The 20,321-nt window shown below is 68.1% G+C and carries 14 protein-coding genes; 5 read left to right on the top strand and 9 right to left on the bottom strand.

Features of this window, described 5'->3' with window-relative positions; genetic code table 11:
- Positions 1 to 66: 66 nt before the first annotated feature.
- Complete coding sequence (gene ruvA, locus E8A74_RS17640; protein WP_136930178.1) at positions 67 to 678, bottom strand: Holliday junction branch migration protein RuvA; 612 nt, start codon at positions 676 to 678, stop codon at positions 67 to 69.
- Entirely contained in the window at positions 675 to 1,220 is a 546-nt protein-coding gene (locus E8A74_RS17635; protein WP_136930177.1) for a hypothetical protein, read from the bottom strand. The genes ruvA and E8A74_RS17635 overlap by 4 nt, the downstream gene beginning before the upstream one ends.
- A gap of 96 nt (positions 1,221 to 1,316) precedes the next feature.
- On the opposite strand from E8A74_RS17635, the gene E8A74_RS17630 reads away from it, so the two are divergent.
- Together E8A74_RS17630 and E8A74_RS17625 are read left to right on the top strand one after the other, a co-directional pair.
- Positions 1,317 to 1,796: a hypothetical protein gene (locus tag E8A74_RS17630; RefSeq protein ID WP_232379617.1), complete on the top strand. Its 480-nt coding sequence runs from the start codon at positions 1,317 to 1,319 to the stop codon at positions 1,794 to 1,796.
- Complete coding sequence (locus E8A74_RS17625; protein WP_136930176.1) at positions 1,793 to 3,106, top strand: LysM peptidoglycan-binding domain-containing protein; 1,314 nt, start codon at positions 1,793 to 1,795, stop codon at positions 3,104 to 3,106. The genes E8A74_RS17630 and E8A74_RS17625 overlap by 4 nt, the downstream gene beginning before the upstream one ends.
- Before the next feature lies 1 nt (position 3,107).
- Here the strand turns inward: E8A74_RS17625 and E8A74_RS17620 are convergent, their stop codons facing one another.
- Positions 3,108 to 3,458, bottom strand: coding sequence for a hypothetical protein (locus E8A74_RS17620; protein ID WP_136930175.1), 351 nt, complete (start codon positions 3,456 to 3,458; stop codon positions 3,108 to 3,110).
- A gap of 129 nt (positions 3,459 to 3,587) precedes the next feature.
- Here E8A74_RS17620 and E8A74_RS17615 point away from each other — a divergent pair, with 129 nt between their 5' ends.
- Positions 3,588 to 4,019: a hypothetical protein gene (locus E8A74_RS17615; RefSeq protein ID WP_136930174.1), complete on the top strand. Its 432-nt coding sequence runs from the start codon at positions 3,588 to 3,590 to the stop codon at positions 4,017 to 4,019.
- Positions 4,020 to 4,025: 6 nt separating this feature from the next.
- Here E8A74_RS17615 and E8A74_RS17610 read toward each other — a convergent pair whose 3' ends face one another.
- The 5 genes from E8A74_RS17610 to E8A74_RS17590 form a co-directional block, all read right to left on the bottom strand.
- Positions 4,026 to 4,430, bottom strand: coding sequence for a hypothetical protein (locus tag E8A74_RS17610; protein WP_136930173.1), 405 nt, complete (start codon positions 4,428 to 4,430; stop codon positions 4,026 to 4,028).
- Positions 4,427 to 4,930, bottom strand: a complete 504-nt coding sequence (locus E8A74_RS17605) for a hypothetical protein (RefSeq protein ID WP_136930172.1) — start codon at positions 4,928 to 4,930, stop codon at positions 4,427 to 4,429. The genes E8A74_RS17610 and E8A74_RS17605 overlap by 4 nt, the downstream gene beginning before the upstream one ends.
- Positions 4,927 to 6,096, bottom strand: coding sequence for a radical SAM protein (locus tag E8A74_RS17600; protein WP_136930171.1), 1,170 nt, complete (start codon positions 6,094 to 6,096; stop codon positions 4,927 to 4,929). Before E8A74_RS17600 ends, E8A74_RS17605 begins: the two co-directional genes overlap by 4 nt.
- Before the next feature lie 777 nt (positions 6,097 to 6,873).
- Positions 6,874 to 14,031, bottom strand: a complete 7,158-nt coding sequence (locus E8A74_RS17595; protein WP_170229201.1) for an RHS repeat-associated core domain-containing protein — start codon at positions 14,029 to 14,031, stop codon at positions 6,874 to 6,876.
- A 305-nt stretch (positions 14,032 to 14,336) separates the two neighbouring features.
- Positions 14,337 to 15,512, bottom strand: coding sequence for a urate hydroxylase PuuD (locus tag E8A74_RS17590; protein ID WP_136930169.1), 1,176 nt, complete (start codon positions 15,510 to 15,512; stop codon positions 14,337 to 14,339).
- Between the two features lie 117 nt (positions 15,513 to 15,629).
- On the opposite strand from E8A74_RS17590, the gene E8A74_RS17585 reads away from it, so the two are divergent.
- Entirely contained in the window at positions 15,630 to 18,140 is a 2,511-nt protein-coding gene (locus E8A74_RS17585; RefSeq protein ID WP_232379616.1) for a transglycosylase SLT domain-containing protein, read from the top strand.
- An 11-nt stretch (positions 18,141 to 18,151) separates the two neighbouring features.
- Here E8A74_RS17585 and E8A74_RS17580 read toward each other — a convergent pair whose 3' ends face one another.
- A complete protein-coding gene (locus E8A74_RS17580; protein ID WP_136930168.1) occupies positions 18,152 to 18,895 on the bottom strand; it encodes a hypothetical protein in 744 nt (247 codons plus the stop codon).
- Positions 18,896 to 19,012: 117 nt separating this feature from the next.
- On the opposite strand from E8A74_RS17580, the gene E8A74_RS17575 reads away from it, so the two are divergent.
- Positions 19,013 to 20,320 carry a serine/threonine-protein kinase gene (locus E8A74_RS17575; protein WP_136930167.1) on the top strand — a complete coding sequence of 436 codons (1,308 nt, stop codon included), beginning with the start codon at positions 19,013 to 19,015 and terminating at the stop codon, positions 20,318 to 20,320.
- Position 20,321 lies beyond the last annotated feature (1 nt).

Below are 20,321 nucleotides of genomic sequence, written 5' to 3'. Positions count from 1 at the left end.
CTTCTGACGCCACGCCCGAGGCGCCGCGCGCGCGCCGCGCCGACCACGTTCGTCCTGGAGAACGACTTACTTGGAGGAGAGGAGCGCGAGCGCCTCGCGCACGAGATCCCCGAGCGGCTCGGTCTGCACGCGCGCTCCGAGCGCTGTGACCGCACGCTCGGCCTCGGCGGGCCGGAAGCCCATCCGCGTGAGCGCGCCTTGCAAGATCTCCGCTTTGCCCTCGGGCGCCGCGGGCCTCGGCGCTTCGGCGCCCTTCGCGACGACGGGCGCCGCCGCGAGCTTGCCCTTGAGCTCTAGAATGAGCCGCTCCGCGGTCTTCTTGCCGACCCCGGGCACGGCCACGAGCCGCGACGCCTCGCCACGCGTGATGGCCGCCGCGAGCTCGCCCGCCGGCAACGCGCCGAGGATCGACATCGCGATCTTTGGCCCGATGCTGGACACGCCGATCAGCGAGCGGAACGCCGCGCGGTCGTCCCGCGTCGGAAAGCCGTAGAGCGCGAACGTGTCTTCCCGGACGTGCGTGTGCACGTAGAGGGTGACCACGTCGTCACCTTCCCGCGACGCACGACCGAGCGCGCCGAGCGGCACCGTGACCTCGTAGCCGACCCCCCCGACGTCGATGACCACGACGCCCTCGGCCGAGTCCTCGACGATGCGGCCCGTCAGCCTGCCGATCAATCCTTCTTCGCTCCCTGCGCGATCCAGCGACGAACCGTGTCGCGCGACGCCTGCGGGAGCAGGTCGCCCGTGAGCGGCATCGTGCCGCCGCACGCCGCGTCGCAGACGACGGCGGCGCACGTGAGCGTCCCATCCATCTTGTGCATGAGGAAGCTCGTCTCGGGGCTGTTCGCCTCGACGATCTTCATCCCCGTCGCCTTCGTGGCGGCGACGCCGACATTCTGCGCGAAGATCGCGTCGATCTCCGCCGGGGTCGGATCCGTCGGGCCGTTCGCAGGGCCGAGGTAGGGCTGGCCGGGCTGACCGGAGACGGCGCCGTGGCAGGCCGCGCCGCCGATGCCGCAGGAGTTGCGGAAGATCGGGAGCACGTCCTTGGTAAACGCGACCGCGGGGGCCGTCTTGTCGAACGACCCGTAGTCGTAACAAGAGTCGTCCCCATTGGTCCCCTCGTCGGAACAACCCGCCACGCCAAACGCGAGCGCAGCGAGGGAAGCAAGACCCACCATCGTCAAGGATATGAATTTGTTCGAGCGCTTCGACATGGCCCCGACCCTACCAGAATTCCGGGCCGTGACAGCAGGGGATAGGCCGCAGCTCGCTTGGCCCACGCCTACCTCGGGCACTACCATCGGGGCGGCATGCGGTCCCTCTGCGCCCTCGCCTTCGTTCTCCTTGCATCCGGCTGCGCCGGCGGCGGGCAAGACGCCCTCCGCAAGGAGATCGAGGCGCTGCGCCAGGAGGTGGGCCGCGTCCGTGCAGACAACAACATCCTCGCGGCCCGCGTTGAGACGCTCGAGCTGACGAATGCGAAGCTCGCCGCGCGTCCGCCGCCGGCGGCGGCGAGCGCACCGAAGAGCGCCGAGGACGATCGCCCCTCGCTCGACGTCGTGCACCTCGCGCCGACCGGGGAAGGCGGGACAGCGGCGTCGCTCGCGCCGATCGCTGGACCACCAACCGATGACGACCCGGGCGGCGTGCACGAGCCCGACGACACGCCCCGCCCGGTCCTCCGCTCCACGGCCCGGGGCGAGGTGATCACCCAACCTGCGGCACCTGCGCCTGCGAGCCTCGCGAAGGCCAAGCGCCCCCTCCCGAGCACCCCGAGAACGGCACCATGAAGGACACACGCGCCCTCGCCGCCCCCGCCATCGTCCTCCTCTCCCTCGCGGCCACGGGCCACGCGGACGCGCAGGACTCCGAAGCCGCCCCCGCGCCAGGGAGCGGCGCGCAGGTCACGATCGTGCAAGCGCCGGCGACGCAGACGCAGACGCAGGTCGTCATGCCGGGGTATCCGCAGCCGGGCTACAACCCCGACGCGCATCTGCCTTCGAGCTCGCGCTCCACGCTCGACACCTCGCGCGCGGCCGACGGCTTTGATCTCCTCCCCGATCCGGCGGCGAGCGAGACCGTGCGGGGCACGTCGAACGGCGGCTTCGTGCTCGAAGGGCAACACGTGCCGGAGATCCACAGCGTGCGCACGGGCGACACGCTCTGGGACATCTCGACCCGCTACTACAAAAACCCCTACGGCTGGCCGCGCCTCTGGGCGCAGAACCCGCAGATCCAGAACCCGCACTGGATCTATCCCGGCGATCAGGTGCGCCTGCGCGACGTGGGCGACCGCGACCTGCCCGGCATGCGCCGCCTCCTCTCCGGCACGCGCAAGGTCGCGCCGCAGACGATCTTCCTGCGCGACACGGGCTGGCTCGACGACAAGAAGGACGACGTGTGGGGCGAGATCAACGGGAGCCCCGCGGACAAGATGCTGCTCAGCGCGGGCGACGACGTGTACGTCAAGCTCGACGACGACCACGAGGTCGCCGTCGGCCAGCTCCTCACGATCTTCCGCCCGCTCGTGACGGCCGGCGACGCCGCGCAGAAAGGCCAGCTCGTCTCGATCCGCGGCTCGCTGCGCGTCGACCGGATCAACACGCAGACGCGCATGATCCGCGGCCGCATCGTCGAGTCGCTCGACACGGTGGAGCGAGGCGCGAAGATCGGCCCCGTCGACCGAAGTTTTGTCGTCGTCCCGCCCGTGGCGAGCGCCGAAGACATCGAGGCGAGGATCGTGGCGGCGCTCTACCCGCACGCGTTTTACGGGCAGAACCAGGTGGTCTTCCTCGACAAGGGCGAGAAGGAGGGCGTCAAGCAAGGCATGCGCTTCTTCGCGCTCCGACGCGGCGATCGCTGGCGCCACACGCTGCGCGGCGCGGGCAAATTCGCCACCGTGCGCCCGGTGATCGAGGACGATCGCGCCGCGCAGACCGAGAACTTCGCGCCGCCCGGCGACGAGAGCCTCTTCCCGGACGAGACGTACGCGGAGCTGCGCGTGATCAAGGTCCGTGAGCACACGGCGACGGCGCTCGTGACGGCGTCATCCCACGAGATCGAGCGCGGCGCGTTCGTGTCGGCGCGCAAGGGGTACTAGCTCAAGGCGCGCCCGGTCCTCCCAGCCACACGGGGACGAACCGCGGCGAGACGAAAGCGAGGATGCACGCGGCGGCCGCGAGCACAGCGCCGCCGTGGAGGAGCGCGAGGCCTGCCCGCGTCAGGCCCTTCGGCTGCGTTTGTCCAACGGAGCTCACGGCCGCCAATCCATTGGCGAGGGGAATCGCGAGCGCGAGCCAGAGCAGCGGCGACGTGCTCTCGCCCGGGGACTTCGGCGTGACGAGCGCGGCGACGAGCAGATACGCCGAAAAAAGGTAAATCGTCGGGCTTTTGATGCGCTGCGCCGCGAGGTGCGCGCGGCCCTCGCGTGCGCCGCGGAGGCCTCGGACCACGGCGACGACAACCGTAGCGAACAGCCAGAGGACGCTGAGGAGCCAGGCGAGAGGGTGCATCGCTTCCGCGCGGAAGATTCCGCCATACCACGAACCAACCGTACGGCCGTCGTGGTAAACAGAGAAACCATGAAGCGTGCGGCTCTTCCGGTCGGTATCGCCCTCGTTGCTGTCTACGCGATTCTGCCGCTCGGCTGCGGCGGCTCACCGCCTCCGGAGCCGCAAGGCCCCGACATCGGCGTCGTCGACGCGACCGTCGTGGTCGAGACGTGTCCCGATTCGAAGACGATGAACGCGAAGGCTGCACACGCGGCGATTCAGAAGCTCGTCGAGAAGTGCAGCACGGTCCCGAACGGCACGGCGCACTTCTCGACCACGCTCATGCCGGGCGGTCGGATCATGCTCGCGTCGCCTTCCGGCAATCCGGCGGACGGCGTCGTGCCCACGTGCGTGCTCTCGAACCAGCTCACGCACCGCGTGTACCTGAAGCAGCCGTGCAAGTTCGACGTCAAGCTCGAAGAGCGCAAGATGCAGCAGCAGGCCTCCGCCGAGGAGCCCTGATCCGCTTCACCGCGGGCAGTACCACGACGGCAGCGGCCACGGGTTCGGCGTCTGCGTCATGAGCGCCCAGCCGAAGTAGACGAAGTCCACGAGGAGCACGAGCCCCCCCGCGCGCGCCACCGCCATCACCGCGCTCGGCCGCGACAGAAAGCGCGCCCGCGCGGCGATCCCATACACGAGCACGCCTGCGACGATCGCGAACACGAGCCCGAGCGCCGTTCGCCCGTACCAGTCCATCCCGAGCCCTGCGGGCCGCGACGCGAAGACGAACCTTCGTTCGAGCGGCAGGTACCAGGGCACTGGCGACTTGCGCGCCGCGCTCACGAGGAACGCGAGCCCGTACGCGAGCCGCGCCGCGAGGAACGCGAGGAAGAGCCGCGCCGAGGGCGAAGGTGGTTTCGTCTCGCTCATCCGAGCCCCCGCACCGACGTGACGAGGATGCCGAGCGTCACGTTCAGCCACACCACGCCACACACGAGAAAGCTCATCACCGCGTAGATACGCACGAGCCAGCGCTCCTCCGAGGGCCGCAACGTGAACGCGAGCGCGCCGAGCCCGAGCGCGACGACGAGCGTGAGCGACGCGTACACCTCTTTGACATCGAACAGCCCGGAATAGAGCGGCGCGTACCGATCGAGGTAGATGCCCCGCACGTGGTAGCGATACGTCGGGTAGAGCATCGCGCCCACGGCGAAGGTGAAGACGTACGCGACGGCGACGACCTTCGCCCAGGTCTTCTCGGTCGAGACGCGGATGAATCGATCGCGCAGGTAGTGGCGCATCGTGAGCGCATGGTGGGTCGAGGCGCCGACGAGGACGATGCTGCCGGCGGCATGCAGGACCATGAGCAAGCGCCGCGCGCCGTAGAGCAACACGGCTTCGGCCTCGGGCGGCGCGCAAGGGTCGATCATGGCGAAGCTTCGGTTCGTCGCACGCGGGGGCACTCGGGGTCGGGGCGGAAGTCGTTCGTCGCGTGTCGCGAGACGACCTGGCAGCCGCCGCGACAGACGGAGAACAACGTGCAGGAGGCGCAGGGCTCCGGCGGATTCGCGTGGTACGCGCGGAAGCGCTCGATCTCCTCGTGCGACGAAGGCGAGAAGCTGCACGGCGCGTCACGCCCCGCGACGTCGATCCCGCCGAGGTGCCTGCCCGCCTCGCACCCAAAGACGCCGAGGGAAGCGAGCATCTCGGCGGCACGAGGCTCGGCCGCGAGCGCCTCCGACAGGAGCGGCACGAGCGCACAATCGATCCGGACCGAGAGACGCCGCCGGTGCACGATCGCCGTGATCGCGGGCCAGAGCGCCTCGCGCTGCGTGGTGGAGAGCCGCGCCTCGAAGTAGCCGATCCCCGCGGCGCGCCCCTGCGGCTTGTAGCGCAAGAGCTGAAGCTCCCCGGCGCCGAGATCGGCGACACGCTCGGCCGTGGCTTCGAGCTGCTCGAACGATCGTCGCGTGAGCACGACGTTCACGCCGACGGGGATTTTTTGGCGCGCGAGGATCTCGATCGCACGCTCCGCGATACGCGCGCCGTCGAACCCGCGGACGGACGCATACGCGCCGCCCACGCCGTCGTGGCTCACGTTGATCTGCGCGAACGCACAGAGCTCCTCCGCGCGCTCCTCCCGCAACCCGAACCCGCTCGTCGTCATCACGGGCACGAGCCCGAGCGAACGCGCGAAGGCCGCGAGCTCGCCGAGGTCGTCACGAAGCAGCGGCTCGCCGCCGCCAAAAGCGACGGTCGAAGCGCCACGCTCGCGCACGGCGACGAGCCTCGCGCGAAGGTCCTCGGTGGAAGGCTCCGCGCCATCGGGACGTGCGTCGAGGTAGCAGTCCGCGCACGGCGCGTGGCAACGCGCGTTCACCGCGAGATGGACTTCGAGCGGGCGTGGCGGCGCGGAGGGGTCGATGGGTTGCCCCGAGGGAACCCCGAGCCGCTTGGCGAGCGCGTGATCGACGGCGAGGAGGGTTCGATCATCGAGACGAACCCACGCGCCGAAGGGCTCGGGGCGGGACCAGGGGGGTTCGGGGGCGCAGCTCGGCTCGTCCGAGCGGAGCCCCCGAGCGTTGACAAGAGGCATACGAAGGGGGCGTTCTAGTGCGGGCGGGCGCGGGCGTCACGGGGGCGAGCGGGCGCGGGCCGTGGAACGCCACCTCCCCCTGGGCCGCCCGCTTCTTCGACCATCTCTTCGCCCTCTGCCCCGACCGCTGACCCTCACGACCTCGCGCCTCCACGCCGCGACCTCGTCCCCCCCGACCGACGAGCCCACCTCCACGCGCTTCGGCTTCGTCCCCTGAAGGCACGACCCCACGTCGAAATCCATCGACCTCGTGTCTCCCGAGGCTCGACGCCGACTCTCGGGACCAACGGCCCTACCTCGGACCCCTACGACCTCGTGTCTCCGAGGCTCGACGTCGTCTCCCGATCCCTCGGCCTCGTGTCTCCGGAGACTCGACACCGTCTCCCGATCCCTCGGCCTCGTACCTCCGGAGGCACGACACCGTCCCTCGGACCCACGGCCGCGCGTCGGAATCCAGCGACCTCGTATCTCCGGAGACGCGGCACCGTCCCTCGAAAAGGACGAGCCCGCGTCGAATTCCAGCGACCTCGTGTCTCCGGAGACTCGACACCGTCCCTCGGAGCCGACGGCACCACGTCGAACGCCTGCTGTCCTGGTTCCCTGTGGACTGGACGTCCGCGCGGTGGAGGAGGCACAACCAGCCTTGCCTGGTCGCACGGGAACACGCGCGGAGGGAGGGGGTACGGCAACGGGAGCGGGACCAAACGTCGAACCGGCACAGGCGGGGAAAAGGCCTCCCCGCCTGCGCGGTTCTCGTTCGTCAACGATGACGCGAAGTCACGGCCCGAACTGGCTCTCGAACGGGGTCATGCCTTGCCACTGGTCCTGGGGCATGCTCGGGACCAACTCATAATACTGCACGGGCGGAGGCGTGACGACGATCGGGTATGTCTGCGTGAAGTTACGGCGATTGGCTTCCCCCTGTAGGCGCATCGCTCGTTTCGCGGCCATTCTTGCCGGCAGGTCCGCCTCTGCTTCCTTCTCCCATTGATCCATCTTCACGAGGAACGTGACCATAGCTCCTGCAACACCCAGATACGGACCGGCCGCACTGGATAGCTTCCCCACCGCGGATGCCGGAGTAAACCATGAGATCGCTTGGCCGATGCCTCCTAATACCGAAAGGCCTGCACCAAGCTTCGAACCGGGTGAACTGTTGTCGTTGACGACCTCAGCCGTAAACGAGACGAACCCCCCCGCTATTGTTGCACCTCCGCCAATGGCTGAAAGGGGGCCGTTGAGGAAGGGCGCAGCCTTGTTCAGTAGCGGTAAGAGCCCTGTGACCGTAAGCGTGTCGCTGATCGTGGAAACTGTATCTTGCATGGGGAGAGGTCGTGGCATCCTCAGACGCGCCTCCTGCTCCTCGCGCCGCCGGGCTTCCCAGGCTTCCTTTTCCTGTGCGTAACCCGCGTCCACCGCCTTCTGCCACTCCGCCAACGCTGCACGCTCTGCCTCTCGGGCCTGCTGCCGAGCCGTCTCGGCTGCTTCTGCCGAGGACACGGGCGTCGGATCGGCCTGGGATTGCGAGCCCCAGTTCTCGCCATCGCCCCAGAACTGATTCCTGGGCGAGTTGCTCGGGTTTCCGCCGCCGCCGCCGCCGCCCGAGCCGGGACCCGAGCCGCCATTCGCAGGGTTTCCGGGGTCGCTGGGGCTATCACCACCCGACGGCGTGTCACCCGACGGCCCGGGGAGCACACCATCGACGTGTTCGTCGTCGAACTGACAATTCACGTTCACGAAGCACTTCTTGAAGCCGGAGGGATCCGTGGCCGACAGCGGATTGTTCCACACGTACGCGTACCGGTTCAGCGACACCAACGTGAACGGCGCCTGCACAATCGGATCCGGGCTGATGAAGCGTCCCACCGAAGGTGCATACATCCGCCCGCGCATGAACGTGAAGCCTCCGTCGAGCCGACCCTCGTGACCGGTGAAGCCGGGCTTCACCAGCGAGTCGGTGCTGAACAACGTCGCATCCGTCCAATCGTCCGGATCACGCGCCTCGCCCCAGGGGCTGTAGCTGCGCTCCTCCACGACGTTCCCATTGGCAGCCATGACCAGGTCGGTCGATCCCAGCGCATCGGCCAGCACGTAGTGGACATCGGCCTGCGTCACGTTGCCATTCGTGCCGTAGAGCCGCGTCAACTCGGCCACCGTGCGGCCTCCTACCTTCACCACGTAGGTATGCTTGGCCATCGCGAACGGCTCGTTGAGCTTGCGCTCGCGCCGGTAGAGCTCGCCGACCAGCACCGTCTCCGTCTGGCTCTGGTCGTCGAAGCGCCGCACCCGATTGCCGTCGGCATCATAATCGAGCTCCAGCTCGTAGTCCGGCAGGCTCATGATCGACTTCACACGGCCGAACGGATCCCAGGTCAGCGCGGTGTTCACGCCGTTCACCGAGCGGGCGATCACCGCGCCATTCTGGTTGTACCAGAACTCCTCGTCACCGGCGCTCGCGAGCCTCTCGTTCTGGTAGGTGTACGTGCCGACCCCCGTGCGATCCTGCAGATTGCCGAACGGGTCGTACGAATAACTCTCGGTCCTGGTGTCCGCGCCCTTCTCAGCCAACGCGCCGAGGAGCTGATGCTTCGGATCGTAGCTGAACGTCTCGCTCTGCGCGCGCACGTGGTCGATGCGCTTGTGCAGATCCATGCCCTTCGTCCATTGCACCTCGAGATCTTGCACCGTGACGGACGTATTTTGCTGCTCGACCACCGAGCGAATCGTCTCGAGCCTGCCGGTCGAAGCATCGAATTGACGCGTCGTCAGGGTGCCGTTGCCGAGCCGCTCCTCGTGTGTTCCGCCGAAAGGATCCGCCGCGAGCTGCTCCCAGAACGTGGTCCCTTCGTTGCCGGTGACCTCCAGCAGGTGCCCGTAGGCATCGTAGGTCCGCTGGACCGCGAACGACGTGCCGGCAAAGGGGTCCGGATAACGCACGTTGAGGGGTCGTCCGAACGAGTCGTAGTCCATTTCGACGGTGAACGAGTCGCCGTTGATGGTCCACTCCGTCGTGTTCAGTCTGCCGAAGGCGTCGTACAGGTAGAGCCTGGAATTCCCGTCGCGCGAGACCGACTCGTGCAGCGCTCCGGGCCGCGTCACGTCATAACTCCAGAGGGTGGTCCCGCCTTCCGAGTCCAGGATCTCGTCGAGCCGGCCCAGCGCGTCGTAGTGATAAAGGAGCTCCTCGCCCTCGGCATTGAGCGAGCGCCTCATCTGACCCAACGGATCGAAGTCGAACGTCTGCAGGCCGGTTTGCGCGTCGGTCAGGGTCAGACGCTGGTTGTAAAGGTCGAGCCCCATGAGCACCGGCGAGCGCAGCGCGGTCGGCTGGCACGGGGCGACCTGGTTCAGGCCCTCGAAATGGCCATACGCGTAGCACATCTCGGTGTAGCTGCCGGGAACGTTCGCGTCCTCGGCCTTGTGGCCATCCGCCGAGCGCACGAGGTTGCCTCGCGTGTCCGTCAGGATCCAGGTCTGGTTCTCGTCCGGATCGATCTGCGTCGTCTTGAGGCCGTCATAGATCCAGCGCGTCGAGGTGAGCCCGTCGATGCCGCTCGGGTCGATGCGCTCGATCAAGCGGCCCTGCACGTCGTAGTACATCCTCGTCCACACCACCGGCTGGCCCGTCTTGACCGGCACCGACGTCCTCATCAGGCGTCCCCGGTGATCGTATTGGGCATAGCGGAATACCTCGTATTCGTCCTTGAAGCCCTTGGACACGGTCTGCGCGGGGCGGCCGAGCTCGTCGAAGGTCGTCTTCGAGTGGCCGTGTCCGGGCGTGTCCACGATCATGCGCGGAGGCAGGAAGGCCAGGGGCTCGTAGGTGATCGTCGTGCCGGGGCTCATCGGCGTGTTCTGGGCCCAGACCTGCGCGAAGGTCGGGCGGCCGAATCGGTCGTAGTTTTGAATCGTCTTCACGCCGCTCGGATCGGTCGAGGAGAGGCGCGTCCCGAGGCCCGGCTCCCAGGTCATCGAGGAGATGTGACCCAGCGCGTTCGTGCGCGTGATCGGGAAGACGCCATTCGCGCCATATGCGAGGACGGTCGTCCGATCATTGCCTTCCGCGTCCCAGACGTGAACCGAGTTCACGTTGCCGTAGCTGTCGTAGCCGTACGCCGTGAAGGAGCGATGCTCCGGGAGATCCGGCTCCACCGTGACCAGATCGGTATCGCCGAACGTGTTGTACGTCATCGCGACCGTGCGGGTCTTCGGCTGGGGATCCGCGGGCACGAGCTTGTGCGTCACCTCGCGCTTGCGGAGCAGCCCGAGTTGCCAGCTCGTGAGCCGGTGCTCGTACTCCAGTTCGGTCTCGTAGCGCGCGCCGGAGATCAGGTCCTCGCTGCAGGACTGCGTCGGAAAGCCCTGCGCATCGAGCGCGCCCGTCGCCCACATGTCCATGGTGCTCATGCAGGAATCCGGGAAATCGACATCATACGTCGTCGAGCCAATGCCTTGCCATTGGTCGGTCAGCGGGACCATGTCGCCCAGCCCCACCATGTTCTCCACGGCCTCCGGCGTCAGGGTGTACCACGGCTGCGACGAGCAGCAGTCCCACCAGGCCTCGACGTCATCGAACGTGCGCACGCGCGAGTTCATCTTCACGGGCTGGAGGTAGTACGTCTCCGGGAGAGGGCCTTGCCAGTCCGGATCACCCTGGAAGTCACCTCCCAGCAGGGTATCGTATGCGTAGTTTTCCAGAACGGCCCGAGCTCCCTCCGGATGATCCGGATCGGTGTTCCGGATCATCGTGACCGCCGCGGTGAGCTTTCCCGCGTTCGGAATGATGACGGAACCACTGGCGAAGTTGTTGGGTTGCTCCGGGTAATGCCGGTACAGCTCCGAGCGCACGCTGGCATAGTCCTGCGCTGGGGCATCCGGCCCGGTCGCTCCGGCGTCGCTCAGCATCCGGCGCGTGAAGCCGAGGAACTGGTTGCCCGCGCGGTAGCGCTGCGCGTCCTCGTAGAAGTAGTTGGTGCGCTGCGACCCGACGGTCGGCGCGATTCCCAGGGGGCTGAACAGGCTCGACACCAGCGGCCGTGCGTCGAAGGGCCGTGAATCCGTGTCGTTCGTGTAAGAATGCCACTGCCACGAGCATTCGGACTCGCGATAGACGCTCACGTCGGTCATGGGCTTGTACTGCACGGACCATGCCGCCCCGTGGCCGTTCGCGACGCGATACAGGAGGTCGGGCACGTTGCCCTGCCGGATGTGGAAGTCGAGCAGCCACGGGTCGTTGTGCGGGTCGTTATCGCCGTCCGGATTCGTGGTGCGAGCCATCACGTCCAGCAAACCGTCGGCGTTGTAGTCGCCGAGCGAGAGCATCCGCTCGTCGAGCTTCCACGGCAGGGCCGGCAAGGTCGTCTCGGTCCACTGCAGGGAGGCGGACGCGTTCAGCGGATACTCGAACACCAAGGGGCGCGCGTCCAGGTCCTGGGGGGCGTCGTTGCGCATCAGCAGCTCGGAGCGCCCGTCACGGTCCCAATCGACGAGGTGCGCGTTCAGGAACTGCGCGTGAAAGGACGTGGCGCCGTACGTGTGGTCCCAGTCGTGGCTCCGGACGAAGTGACCGCCGATGTTGAGCCACACCTCGATGCGGCCCTCCCACTGCGCGCCCCAGTCGTCGAGCATCTCGCCGTCTTGCTGGTTCACGAAGGGGCTGAAGTGATTTTCCTCGAGCGTGGCGTTGGATTCGAAGCGCACCACGTCCGGGAGCCCGTCGCCATTGACGTCACCCACCTTGTCCGCGCCGAGGCCGTTGCCGCGGCACAGAGCGCCGTACTGCTGCAGGCAGGCCCAGTTCGCGCCCTCGGCAGCGTGAAGCCGCTGGTAAAAATCGAACGGCAGATCCGTGTCGACGTCGTGGAAATTATTGCCATTGTTGCCCGGGTTCTTGCGATACAGGATCGCTCGGTAGGTCTCGTCCTGTAGCTCCACGGGGCTGAGCCAGTGGCCCCCGGAGATCACGGGCGGCCACTGGCCGTCCGGATCGTTCTCGACCTGGGTATCATTGCTGTACCCATAGATGTACATCAGGTTGTCCGAGCCATCCCCGTCGAAGTCCATGACGTGGACCTTGTCCAGGACCGAGCAGGGGTAGTTTTCCAGCACGCCGTCGATGTCGTGGTAAATGCGGTTCGAGACGCCGTTGGTCTCGTTTTCGAAATAGTGCCAGAAGCCGCGATACAGGGTCGAGCCTTCCAGGACCCCAGGCAACGGCTTGTACGCCTCGGGGCCGAAGTACGCGTCCAGGTTCTCGTTCTCGATGCAGGCCATCAAGTCCGTCAGCCCGTCGCCGTTGAAGTCTCCGGGCACCGCCAGCAAGATCCGGTTTCCGACGGGCGGAACCTTGGTCGGCGAGGGGGATATCAACCCTGTCTCCCGGACCTCCGCGAAGATTTCGGTGTCGTTGTCGTGAATGGTGTCGTCACAGGTGGACTCCTGCACCAGGATCTGCAGGCCGTCGCCGAAGCCCCGAAACATTGGATGCGTCGAGGTGTAGCCTTCGACGCCCATCACGTCGGTGCGAGCATCGCCGTTGTAGTCGATGTTCGAGATCCCGATCGCGTCTCCGGGGAGCAGGTAATCGCGGCACTGGTTGTCGATGTCGCAGATCTCGACCGGACTCTGGGGAATGGGCCGCGGCGTGCGCACGAGGATGTTCGTGTCGATGATCTGCGACTCCTGCGGGGTCGGGCGGACGGCCCAGAAGCTCCATGTCTGGGGCTGATTGCTTCCATCCCCTGCGGGAGCGACGAGCAGGTCGGTCGTGCCATCATGATTGCCATCGAGCTGCGTCATCTGAAACACCGCAGCATGGTCTGTCTCGGGGACTCCATACACGGGGAAGAGATTGCTGTCGAAGGCGAAGTCCCCCTGCGCGTCCTCCAGGGCGATCTCGCCATTGATGGCGCCGCTCTGCCACGTGAAGCTCGTCTCGGGCTTGCAGACCTCCCCGTCATTCTCGTACACGCACTCCTTCACGCTCTCCAGCAAGAACTTCTTCGTCGTGGAGGCGAGGTTCGTGTACTGAAATTTATACTGCCGCACCATACGCTCGCCCTCGGCGGCGATGGCCGACGGGGCGAACGTCAGGATACCCGTCAGCCGGCGAGGCTGCCGATATCGCGTGCTGCTGAAGAAACCGTCCATCATCTCGTCGCGCGCCAGACGGTCGTACTGGAACTCGACCCGGCGCGTATCATTCGCGTAGCGGATCTGCGCCAGCCGATGCTCGAGCCGCGAGGCGGTGCCCAGCGCGTCGTTGAAATTGTCTTGGTACGTGTAGTGGTACGTCATCACATTGCCGTGTGCGTCCTCTACCCGGGTCAACTTCCACGCGTAGGGCCGCTTCACGACACCCCCGGCGACGTCCACCTCGAACTTGTAGACGCGGCTCTGATCATCGGTGCCGTAGAATTGCTTCGAGCCGTCGGGCAACTGCACCTCGAAGCCGGGCAGCCCGTCCGGCGAGGTCACCGCGACGACGCGGCGGTGGTCGTCCTGAAAGAGGCGGTAAACACGGCCGATCTTCAGGCCGTTTTCCAGTCCGACGAGGCGCATGCCGTCGATGCAGAGCCAGTCCGCCGCGTAGATGGGATCGCCTGTCGCGTCGTCGCGGTACGTGATGGGATAGACGTCGAAGTCCTCGCTGAGCGTGTGGCCACAACGCTTGATGGCCGAGGTCGCGGCCAGCGAGAAGCCCACGCCCACGTCTCCGCTGCCGCTGCTGCTGTTGTAATTGACGCTCAGCGAAGGCACGAGACCGCCGACGCCGGGTGGAACCTGGATGGGGATGGAGGTGACCGCCGCGCCGGTCGAGGTCACGGCAAGCGCGCCTCCCGTATTTCCGGCCGGCGCCGTGTCGCTGAGCTGGCCCTCGGGGCTGGCGAGGGCCGACCCATAGGGCAATGCCAGGACCAGCAATGATGCAAGCATCCTGCGTATCATCATGAAGCACCCTGTTTCTTCGAGCGCGCGGGCGATACCCACGTCGGCCCGCCCAAGGGCAAGCTTCGGGCCACAGGACGCGCGCGCGGAGACGCCCGTTCAAGAGGCTCGGACGACGGTCGGTGTCATAGGCGCGTGACACTGACACGGCCCCGTAACAGCCGCGCTCCGCCCGCCGTTGCGCTCACGTGACAGCCAGGAGGGATACGAGAGCCCCGCGGGTTACGGGACGAGCGATTCCCTCGCTCCTCCCGAAACCGGCGCCCCCACCTCTCCGCGCGACGCCCCCGCCCCTACTTCCCCTGTCCCTCGATCCACACCTTGAGCTGCGCCCTCTCCTCATCCGTCATCGCCGTCACGTTCCCGAGCGGCATATCCCGGGTCACGCTCGTCCGCTGCACCACCTTCTCCGCCTTCGCGAGCACCTGCTCCGGCGTGTCCAGCATGAACCCGGACGGCGGCGCGACGAACGTCGGGTGCGTCGGCTTTTGCGAATGACACGGCACGCAGCGCTTTTGCACGATCGCCATCGCCGTCGCCGTATCCACCGGGCCCACCACCACCGGCGGCGCGGGGCGCAGGAAGCTCAGCCCCATCGCACCCCCGAAGACCGCCGCCACGGCCACGAGCAGCGACCTCTCTTTTCGATCGTACTTGAAGCTGATGTTCAGGTAATGGCGGATCGACACGCCGCCCGCCATGAGCAGCCACAGGATCAGCCAGGCGCGGTGGTGGTTGTACGCCAGCGCGAAATGGTTGCTGATCATCGCGAACGTGACCGGCAACGTGAAATAATTGTTGTGCTGCGACCGCCGCTTCGCTTCCTCGCCATGCCGCAAGTCGAGCTTCTCGCCGGCATTGAGCTGTTTTCGCATGGCGATGTGGTGGGGCACGATCGACGTCCACACGTTGAGCCCCATGCACGTCCCGAGCATCGCGCCCACGTGGATGTACGCGGCGCGCCCGCTGAAGACGTGTTGATACCCGTACGCCGCCACCGCGACGAACACGGCCATCACGGCCATCACCACGCGATTGTTTTCAATGAAGAAACAAAGCTCGTTGTAGAAAAACCAGCACGCGAGGATCGACGCGATGCTGATGCCAATGGCCGCCGTCGGGCCGATGTCGGCCACGCTCGGGTCGATGAGGTACGTCCGCGCGCCATACCAGTAGATCCCCGCGAGCAAGAGCGCCCCCGTGACGAGCGTCGTCTTCGCAGGCCAGGCGTGCACGAGCAGGCGCTCGGGGTGGGCGTTCGGCCAGTATTGCTCGTGATAGTAGAAGCTGCCGCCGTGGATCTCGTCGAGCGTGCCCCGGATGTTCTCCTTCAGCACCTTGCCCTTCGGCGGCCGTACGGACAGGTCGAACCAATTGAAATAAAACGACGTGCCCACCCACGCGATGCCCGCCATCAGGTGGAGCCAGCGAAGCAGAATCGCGATCCAGTCCTGGAATACCGCCATCATCGTCCCGCTCCGCGCATCGGGTCCCCCTATACCCTGCCGACACGCGGGCGTCGACGCGTGCGCTCGGTCGAACAGCTTTCTCCGGCCGATCCGTGCTTTTCGGGCTAAACTCCCGCCGTGGCTCTCCGCTCGTTCCTGTCCCGGCGAGGCGCGGCCTGGGGGCTCGGCCTCACCGCCCTGGTCGCCCTCGGCTGCGCTGCCGTCACCACCGCCCCGCGCCTCGGCGCCGGCCCCACCCCCGCGCCCGCTTCCGCCGCGGTCGCGCCCACCTCCGCGGCCGCCGCCGTCCCCGCGGTCGCCACGTCCGCCGCCGCCGCCGCGTCCACGCCCGAGGAGAGCGTCGCCTTCGACCCGGATGCCGCCGTCCCCCTCCTCGACGACGCGCGCCTCGCCGCCGTCAAGGCCGCCGTCACCCGCGAGGCCTACGTCGAGGCCGTGAAGGAGCTCGACGCCGTCCTCGCCGCCGAGCCACGCCCGTCGAAGGACGACGAGCACGCCTTCCGCTACCAGCTCGGCCGGCTCCGCGCCCTCGCGGGTGATCCGCTCGGCGCCGCGCGCGCCTACGGGGAGTCTGCCGCGATCGGAGGGCCCCTCGAAGGGTACGCCCGTTACCAGGCCGCGGACCACGCCCAGCGCGCGGGCGAGCACGCCGAGGCCCTCCGCCACCTCGACAAGGTCCCCGCCGATCTGCCCGTCGCCTCCGAGGTCGGCCTCCTCCGCGCCGACGCGCTGCTCGGCAAGGGCGACCTCGACGCGGCGCTGCCGCATTACCGCGCCTACCTCGGCAAGTCGGGGCACCCGCCGCGCTGGGTCGAGGTCTCGCTCAAGGTCGCCCGCGCCCTCTTGCAAAAACCCTCCGAGGAGCACGCCGAGGAGGCCATCGGCTTTGCGCGACGGGTCCTCTACGAGGCGCCCTCGGGCGCGGGGAACGGCGAGGCGAAGGCGATCGAGACCGACGCCCTCGGCAGCTTGCCCTTCCCGCGCCGCAAGGCCTTCGAGACCCCGAGCCAGGACGACCTGCTCTCCCAGGCCAAGCGCCAGCTCGACGCCGGCCAGAGCCGCGAGGCGCTGCGCACGACCGACGGCCTCATCGCCGACGCCCGCGCCCAGGCCCCCGGCGACCTCGGCTGCGGCGCCTGGATGGTCCGCGCCGAGGCCCTCGCGCGGCTGAAAAAAAAGCCCGAGGCCGAAGGCGGCTTCGGCACCGCGATCGAGCGCTGCGCCGGCACGCCCCGCCGCGTCGAGGCCCTCTGGCACGGCGGCAAGGCCTCGGCCCGCAACGGCCAGCACGGCGAGGCCATCCGGCGCTACGGCCTGCTCGAACAGGAGTTCCCGACGCACAGGCTCGCCGACGACGCGCGCTTGAAGAGCGCCCTCGCCGCGCGCGAGCTCGGTGACGAGGTGCGCTTCACGCAGATGCTCACGAAGATGCCCGACGACTACCCGCAGGGCGACATGACGACCGACGGCCTCTTCGAGCTCGCCCTCGCCCGCATGACGAAGCGCGACTGGGCCGGCGCCGTCGCCCCGCTCGAGCGCGCCCTCGGCCGCGCCCCGCGCGAACGTGTCTACTACGCGGCCGGCCGCCTGCCCTACTACCTCGGCCGCGCGCGGCTCGAAACGGGCGCGCTCGATCAAGGCAAGGAGCTGCTCGCCTCCGTCATCCGCGACTACCCGCTCTCGTTTTACATGTCACTCGCCTACGCGCGCCTCGCGGACAAGGATCGCGCCGCGGCCGATCGCGCGCTCGACGAGGCGCTCGCGCGTGAAGGCGCGACGGCCCCCTCGCCGCCGCCGAAGAGCGCGGCGTTCGGCAAGACCGAGTTCCTGCGCGCCCTCGCGCTCGCGCGGCAAGGCGAGTCGAGACTCGCCCGCATCGAGCTCGATCGCCTCGGCGTCGGCGCTCGCACCGCGCCGCCCGAGGTGCTCTGGGCCTCGGCGCTCCTGTTCTCGCGCGCCGGCTCGCCGAAGGAGGCGCACCAGATCCTCCGCACCGCGACGAACACGATCCCGGCGGGCCGCGCAGAGCTCACGGACTGGACCGACCACTACCCGGCGGGGAACTGGCGCTCGGCGTGGGAGATCGCCTTCCCGCGCCCGTACGCGCCCGTCGTCGCGGCCGAGGCGACCCGCAGCGGCATCCCCGAATCGCTCGCCTACGCGATCATGCGCGAGGAGAGCGCCTTTGATCCACGCGTCGTCTCCAGCGCGGCCGCGGTCGGCCTGATGCAGCTCATCGTGCCCACGGCGCAGCGCATGGCGAAGCCGCTCAAGCTGAAGGGCGACGCGGAGTCCTTGAAGCGGCCCGAGATCAACATCGCGCTCGGCTGCCGTTACCTCTCGATCCTGCGCGCGAAGTTCCAGGACAACCCGCTGCTCGCGATCCCCGGGTACAACGCCGGCGGCGGGAAGCCGAAGGACTGGGTCGACGAGCGCCCGAACGAGGATTTTGACCTCTGGGTCGAGCAGATCCCCTACGAGGAGACGCGGCTCTACACGAAGCGCGTGATGACGAGCATGAGCGCGTACGACTTCCTCTACGGCAAGGGAAAGTCCAGCGAGACGCTCGCGGCGCCGCTCTGGGCGAGCCCGGCGGCGCGGGGGAAGATGGCGGCCACGGCTCCGTAGTCGCACACGCCTCACTCGCCTGCGGGACGTCTCCATCGCAGGGTGAGCTGATCGTTCTCGCGTTCGAGGCCACGCGCGCGCATGGCCTCCGCGACGAACCCTGCGCTCTCAGCGCTGAAGACCGGCGACGCGGCGATACGAGGCCATCCCGGTGACTCGTGCAGCGGCGTGGTCGAGCAGAGCAGCTCCGTCACGTTCCGGAGGTCGTGGACGCAGTCCTCGGGCTTGATGCCGCTCTGCGGGCCGTCGACGCCGATGGCGGTCGCGAACATGATCTTCATCTGGTTCCACTGCGCGCGCATCTCGTCGGTCATCTCGATGCCAGGCGGGAGCCCGGGCACGGGCTTCTCGATCTCGCGCAGGGGTTCGTCGGAGGCGCGCATGTACAGGAAGTAGTCGCCGATCACGACGGCCCACCCCACCTCGAACGAGAACCACGCCAGGGAGGCGCTGCGCACGCTCGGGCTGAGCATGTCCTTTGGGTTCGACGTCAGGAGCGCCTGGAGCGCCGCCGCGTACTTGACCGCCAAGGCCTCGACCGCCCCGCGCTCGGGTTTCTTGCCGAGCCAGGAGTCCGGCGGCTGGAACGTCTCCCAGAGAGGATCCGGCGCATACCCGCGCACGCCGCGCAGGTGGATCACCCGCACGATGCGGCTGTAGTGATACCGGTCGATACGAAACTCCGGATATCCCTGCTCCGTGAATGTCCAGTGGAGCTGATCACAGGCTTCGTAGTGGATGTGTCCGTTGGGCACCGCGTCCGTCCTTTCGGGTCGGGGAACGGAGAGCATACGCGGAGCGCGGGGGAGCAGGATCGGGGGGTGTGTCCTGGGAGCGTGCCCCGCGGACAGTTCTGGTAAGGTTCGCCCCGCATGACCACTCCGAGCCCGGCCGAGAAGCTCGTCGGCGCGACCCTCAACCGGCGCTTTCGGCTCGTGCGCCTGCTCGGCGAAGGCGGCATGGGCGCCGTCTACGAAGCCGACAGCGTGCAGGGCGAGGGCAAGCGCGCTGTAAAGCTCCTCCACGAGGAGTTCACCCGCATCCCCGAGGTCCGCGACCGCTTCCTCGCCGAGGTCACCGCCACGAAGAACCTCGTGCACCCGAACGTCGTGCCGATCCTCGAGTCGGCCGTCGCCGAGGACAGCTCGCCCTACCTCGTGATGGAGCTTCTGCGCGGCCAGTCGCTCGGCGACAAGCTCGACGGCGGCGTGATCGTGCCCGTGCCCGAGGCCTACCGCATCACGAGCCAGATCCTCGCCGCCCTCTCCGCCGCCCATGCGCAGCGCGTCGTCCACCGCGATCTCAAGCCGGACAACGTCTTCATCGCCAAGGATCCGGGCGGCAACGAGGTCGTGAAGATCCTCGATTTCGGCATCGCGAAGGTCATGGATGCCGCGGGCGGCATGGGCAACAAGACCCGCACCGGCGCGCTCATCGGCACGCCCGGGTACATGAGCCCCGAGCAGATCCGGAGCGCGAAGAACGTCGACCCGCGCAGCGATCTCTGGGGCGTCGCGACGATCCTCTACCAGATGCTCACGGGCCAGCTCCCGTTCGAGGCCGACAACGACTTCACGCGCCTGACCGCCGTCATCGTCAGCCCCCCGACCCCGATCACGACCTACGCCCCGCAGCTCGAGCGCTTCACGTCCTTCTTCGATCGCGCCCTGGAAAAGGACCCGAACAAGCGCTTCCAGAGCGCGGACGAGATGGCCCAGGTCCTCGCCGCCCTCGTGCGCGTCGAGGCGCCCGAGGTCGTGGTGAACAGCGGCTGGAACCCGCAACACGAGAGCGCCGCGACGCTCGCTTCGGCCGCCACGACCGCCATGCCCGCCGTCAGCGCGATGATGATCCCCACGGGCTCGACCCCGCCGCCCATGGCGCCCGTGTCGGGCTCGTTCGCCGTCGCCGACACCGATCCTGCGGCCTCGCCGCCGCGCCCCGGCGCGCCCGCGCCGGCCGCCGTGCTCTACCCGCCGCACCCCGCGGGCGGCACGCAGATGAGCGCGGAGCGGCACGGCCCGCCCATCCCTCGCATGCCCCCGCAGGTGGCCATCGTGCCCGCGCCGCCTCTGCCGCCGCCGCAGAAGAGCGTCGTGCCCGTGCCGATCGCCGCCGCGATCGCGCTCGGCACGTTGCTGCTCGGCATCCTGATCGGCTACCTCGCCGGAGGCTCGTGAC

This window comes from Polyangium fumosum (genome assembly GCF_005144585.1).
Classification (GTDB): Bacteria; Myxococcota_A; Polyangia; order Polyangiales; family Polyangiaceae; genus Polyangium; species Polyangium fumosum.
This window is presented reverse-complemented; position numbering and strand designations above follow the sequence as displayed.

Excerpts from the sequence above, each read along its gene's own strand:
- E8A74_RS17635 (WP_136930177.1), bottom strand. The coding sequence starts at position 1,220 with ATGTCGAAGCGCTCGAACAAATTCATATCCTTGACGATGGTGGGTCTT.
- E8A74_RS17630 (WP_232379617.1), top strand. The coding sequence starts at position 1,317 with ATGCGGTCCCTCTGCGCCCTCGCCTTCGTTCTCCTTGCATCCGGCTGC.
- E8A74_RS17625 (WP_136930176.1), top strand. The coding sequence starts at position 1,793 with ATGAAGGACACACGCGCCCTCGCCGCCCCCGCCATCGTCCTCCTCTCC.
- E8A74_RS17615 (WP_136930174.1), top strand. The coding sequence starts at position 3,588 with ATGAAGCGTGCGGCTCTTCCGGTCGGTATCGCCCTCGTTGCTGTCTAC.
- E8A74_RS17610 (WP_136930173.1), bottom strand. The coding sequence starts at position 4,430 with ATGAGCGAGACGAAACCACCTTCGCCCTCGGCGCGGCTCTTCCTCGCG.
- E8A74_RS17605 (WP_136930172.1), bottom strand. The coding sequence starts at position 4,930 with ATGATCGACCCTTGCGCGCCGCCCGAGGCCGAAGCCGTGTTGCTCTAC.
- E8A74_RS17600 (WP_136930171.1), bottom strand. The coding sequence starts at position 6,096 with ATGCCTCTTGTCAACGCTCGGGGGCTCCGCTCGGACGAGCCGAGCTGC.
- E8A74_RS17595 (WP_170229201.1), bottom strand. The coding sequence starts at position 14,031 with ATGCTTGCATCATTGCTGGTCCTGGCATTGCCCTATGGGTCGGCCCTC.
- E8A74_RS17590 (WP_136930169.1), bottom strand. The coding sequence starts at position 15,512 with ATGATGGCGGTATTCCAGGACTGGATCGCGATTCTGCTTCGCTGGCTC.
- E8A74_RS17575 (WP_136930167.1), top strand. The coding sequence starts at position 19,013 with ATGACCACTCCGAGCCCGGCCGAGAAGCTCGTCGGCGCGACCCTCAAC.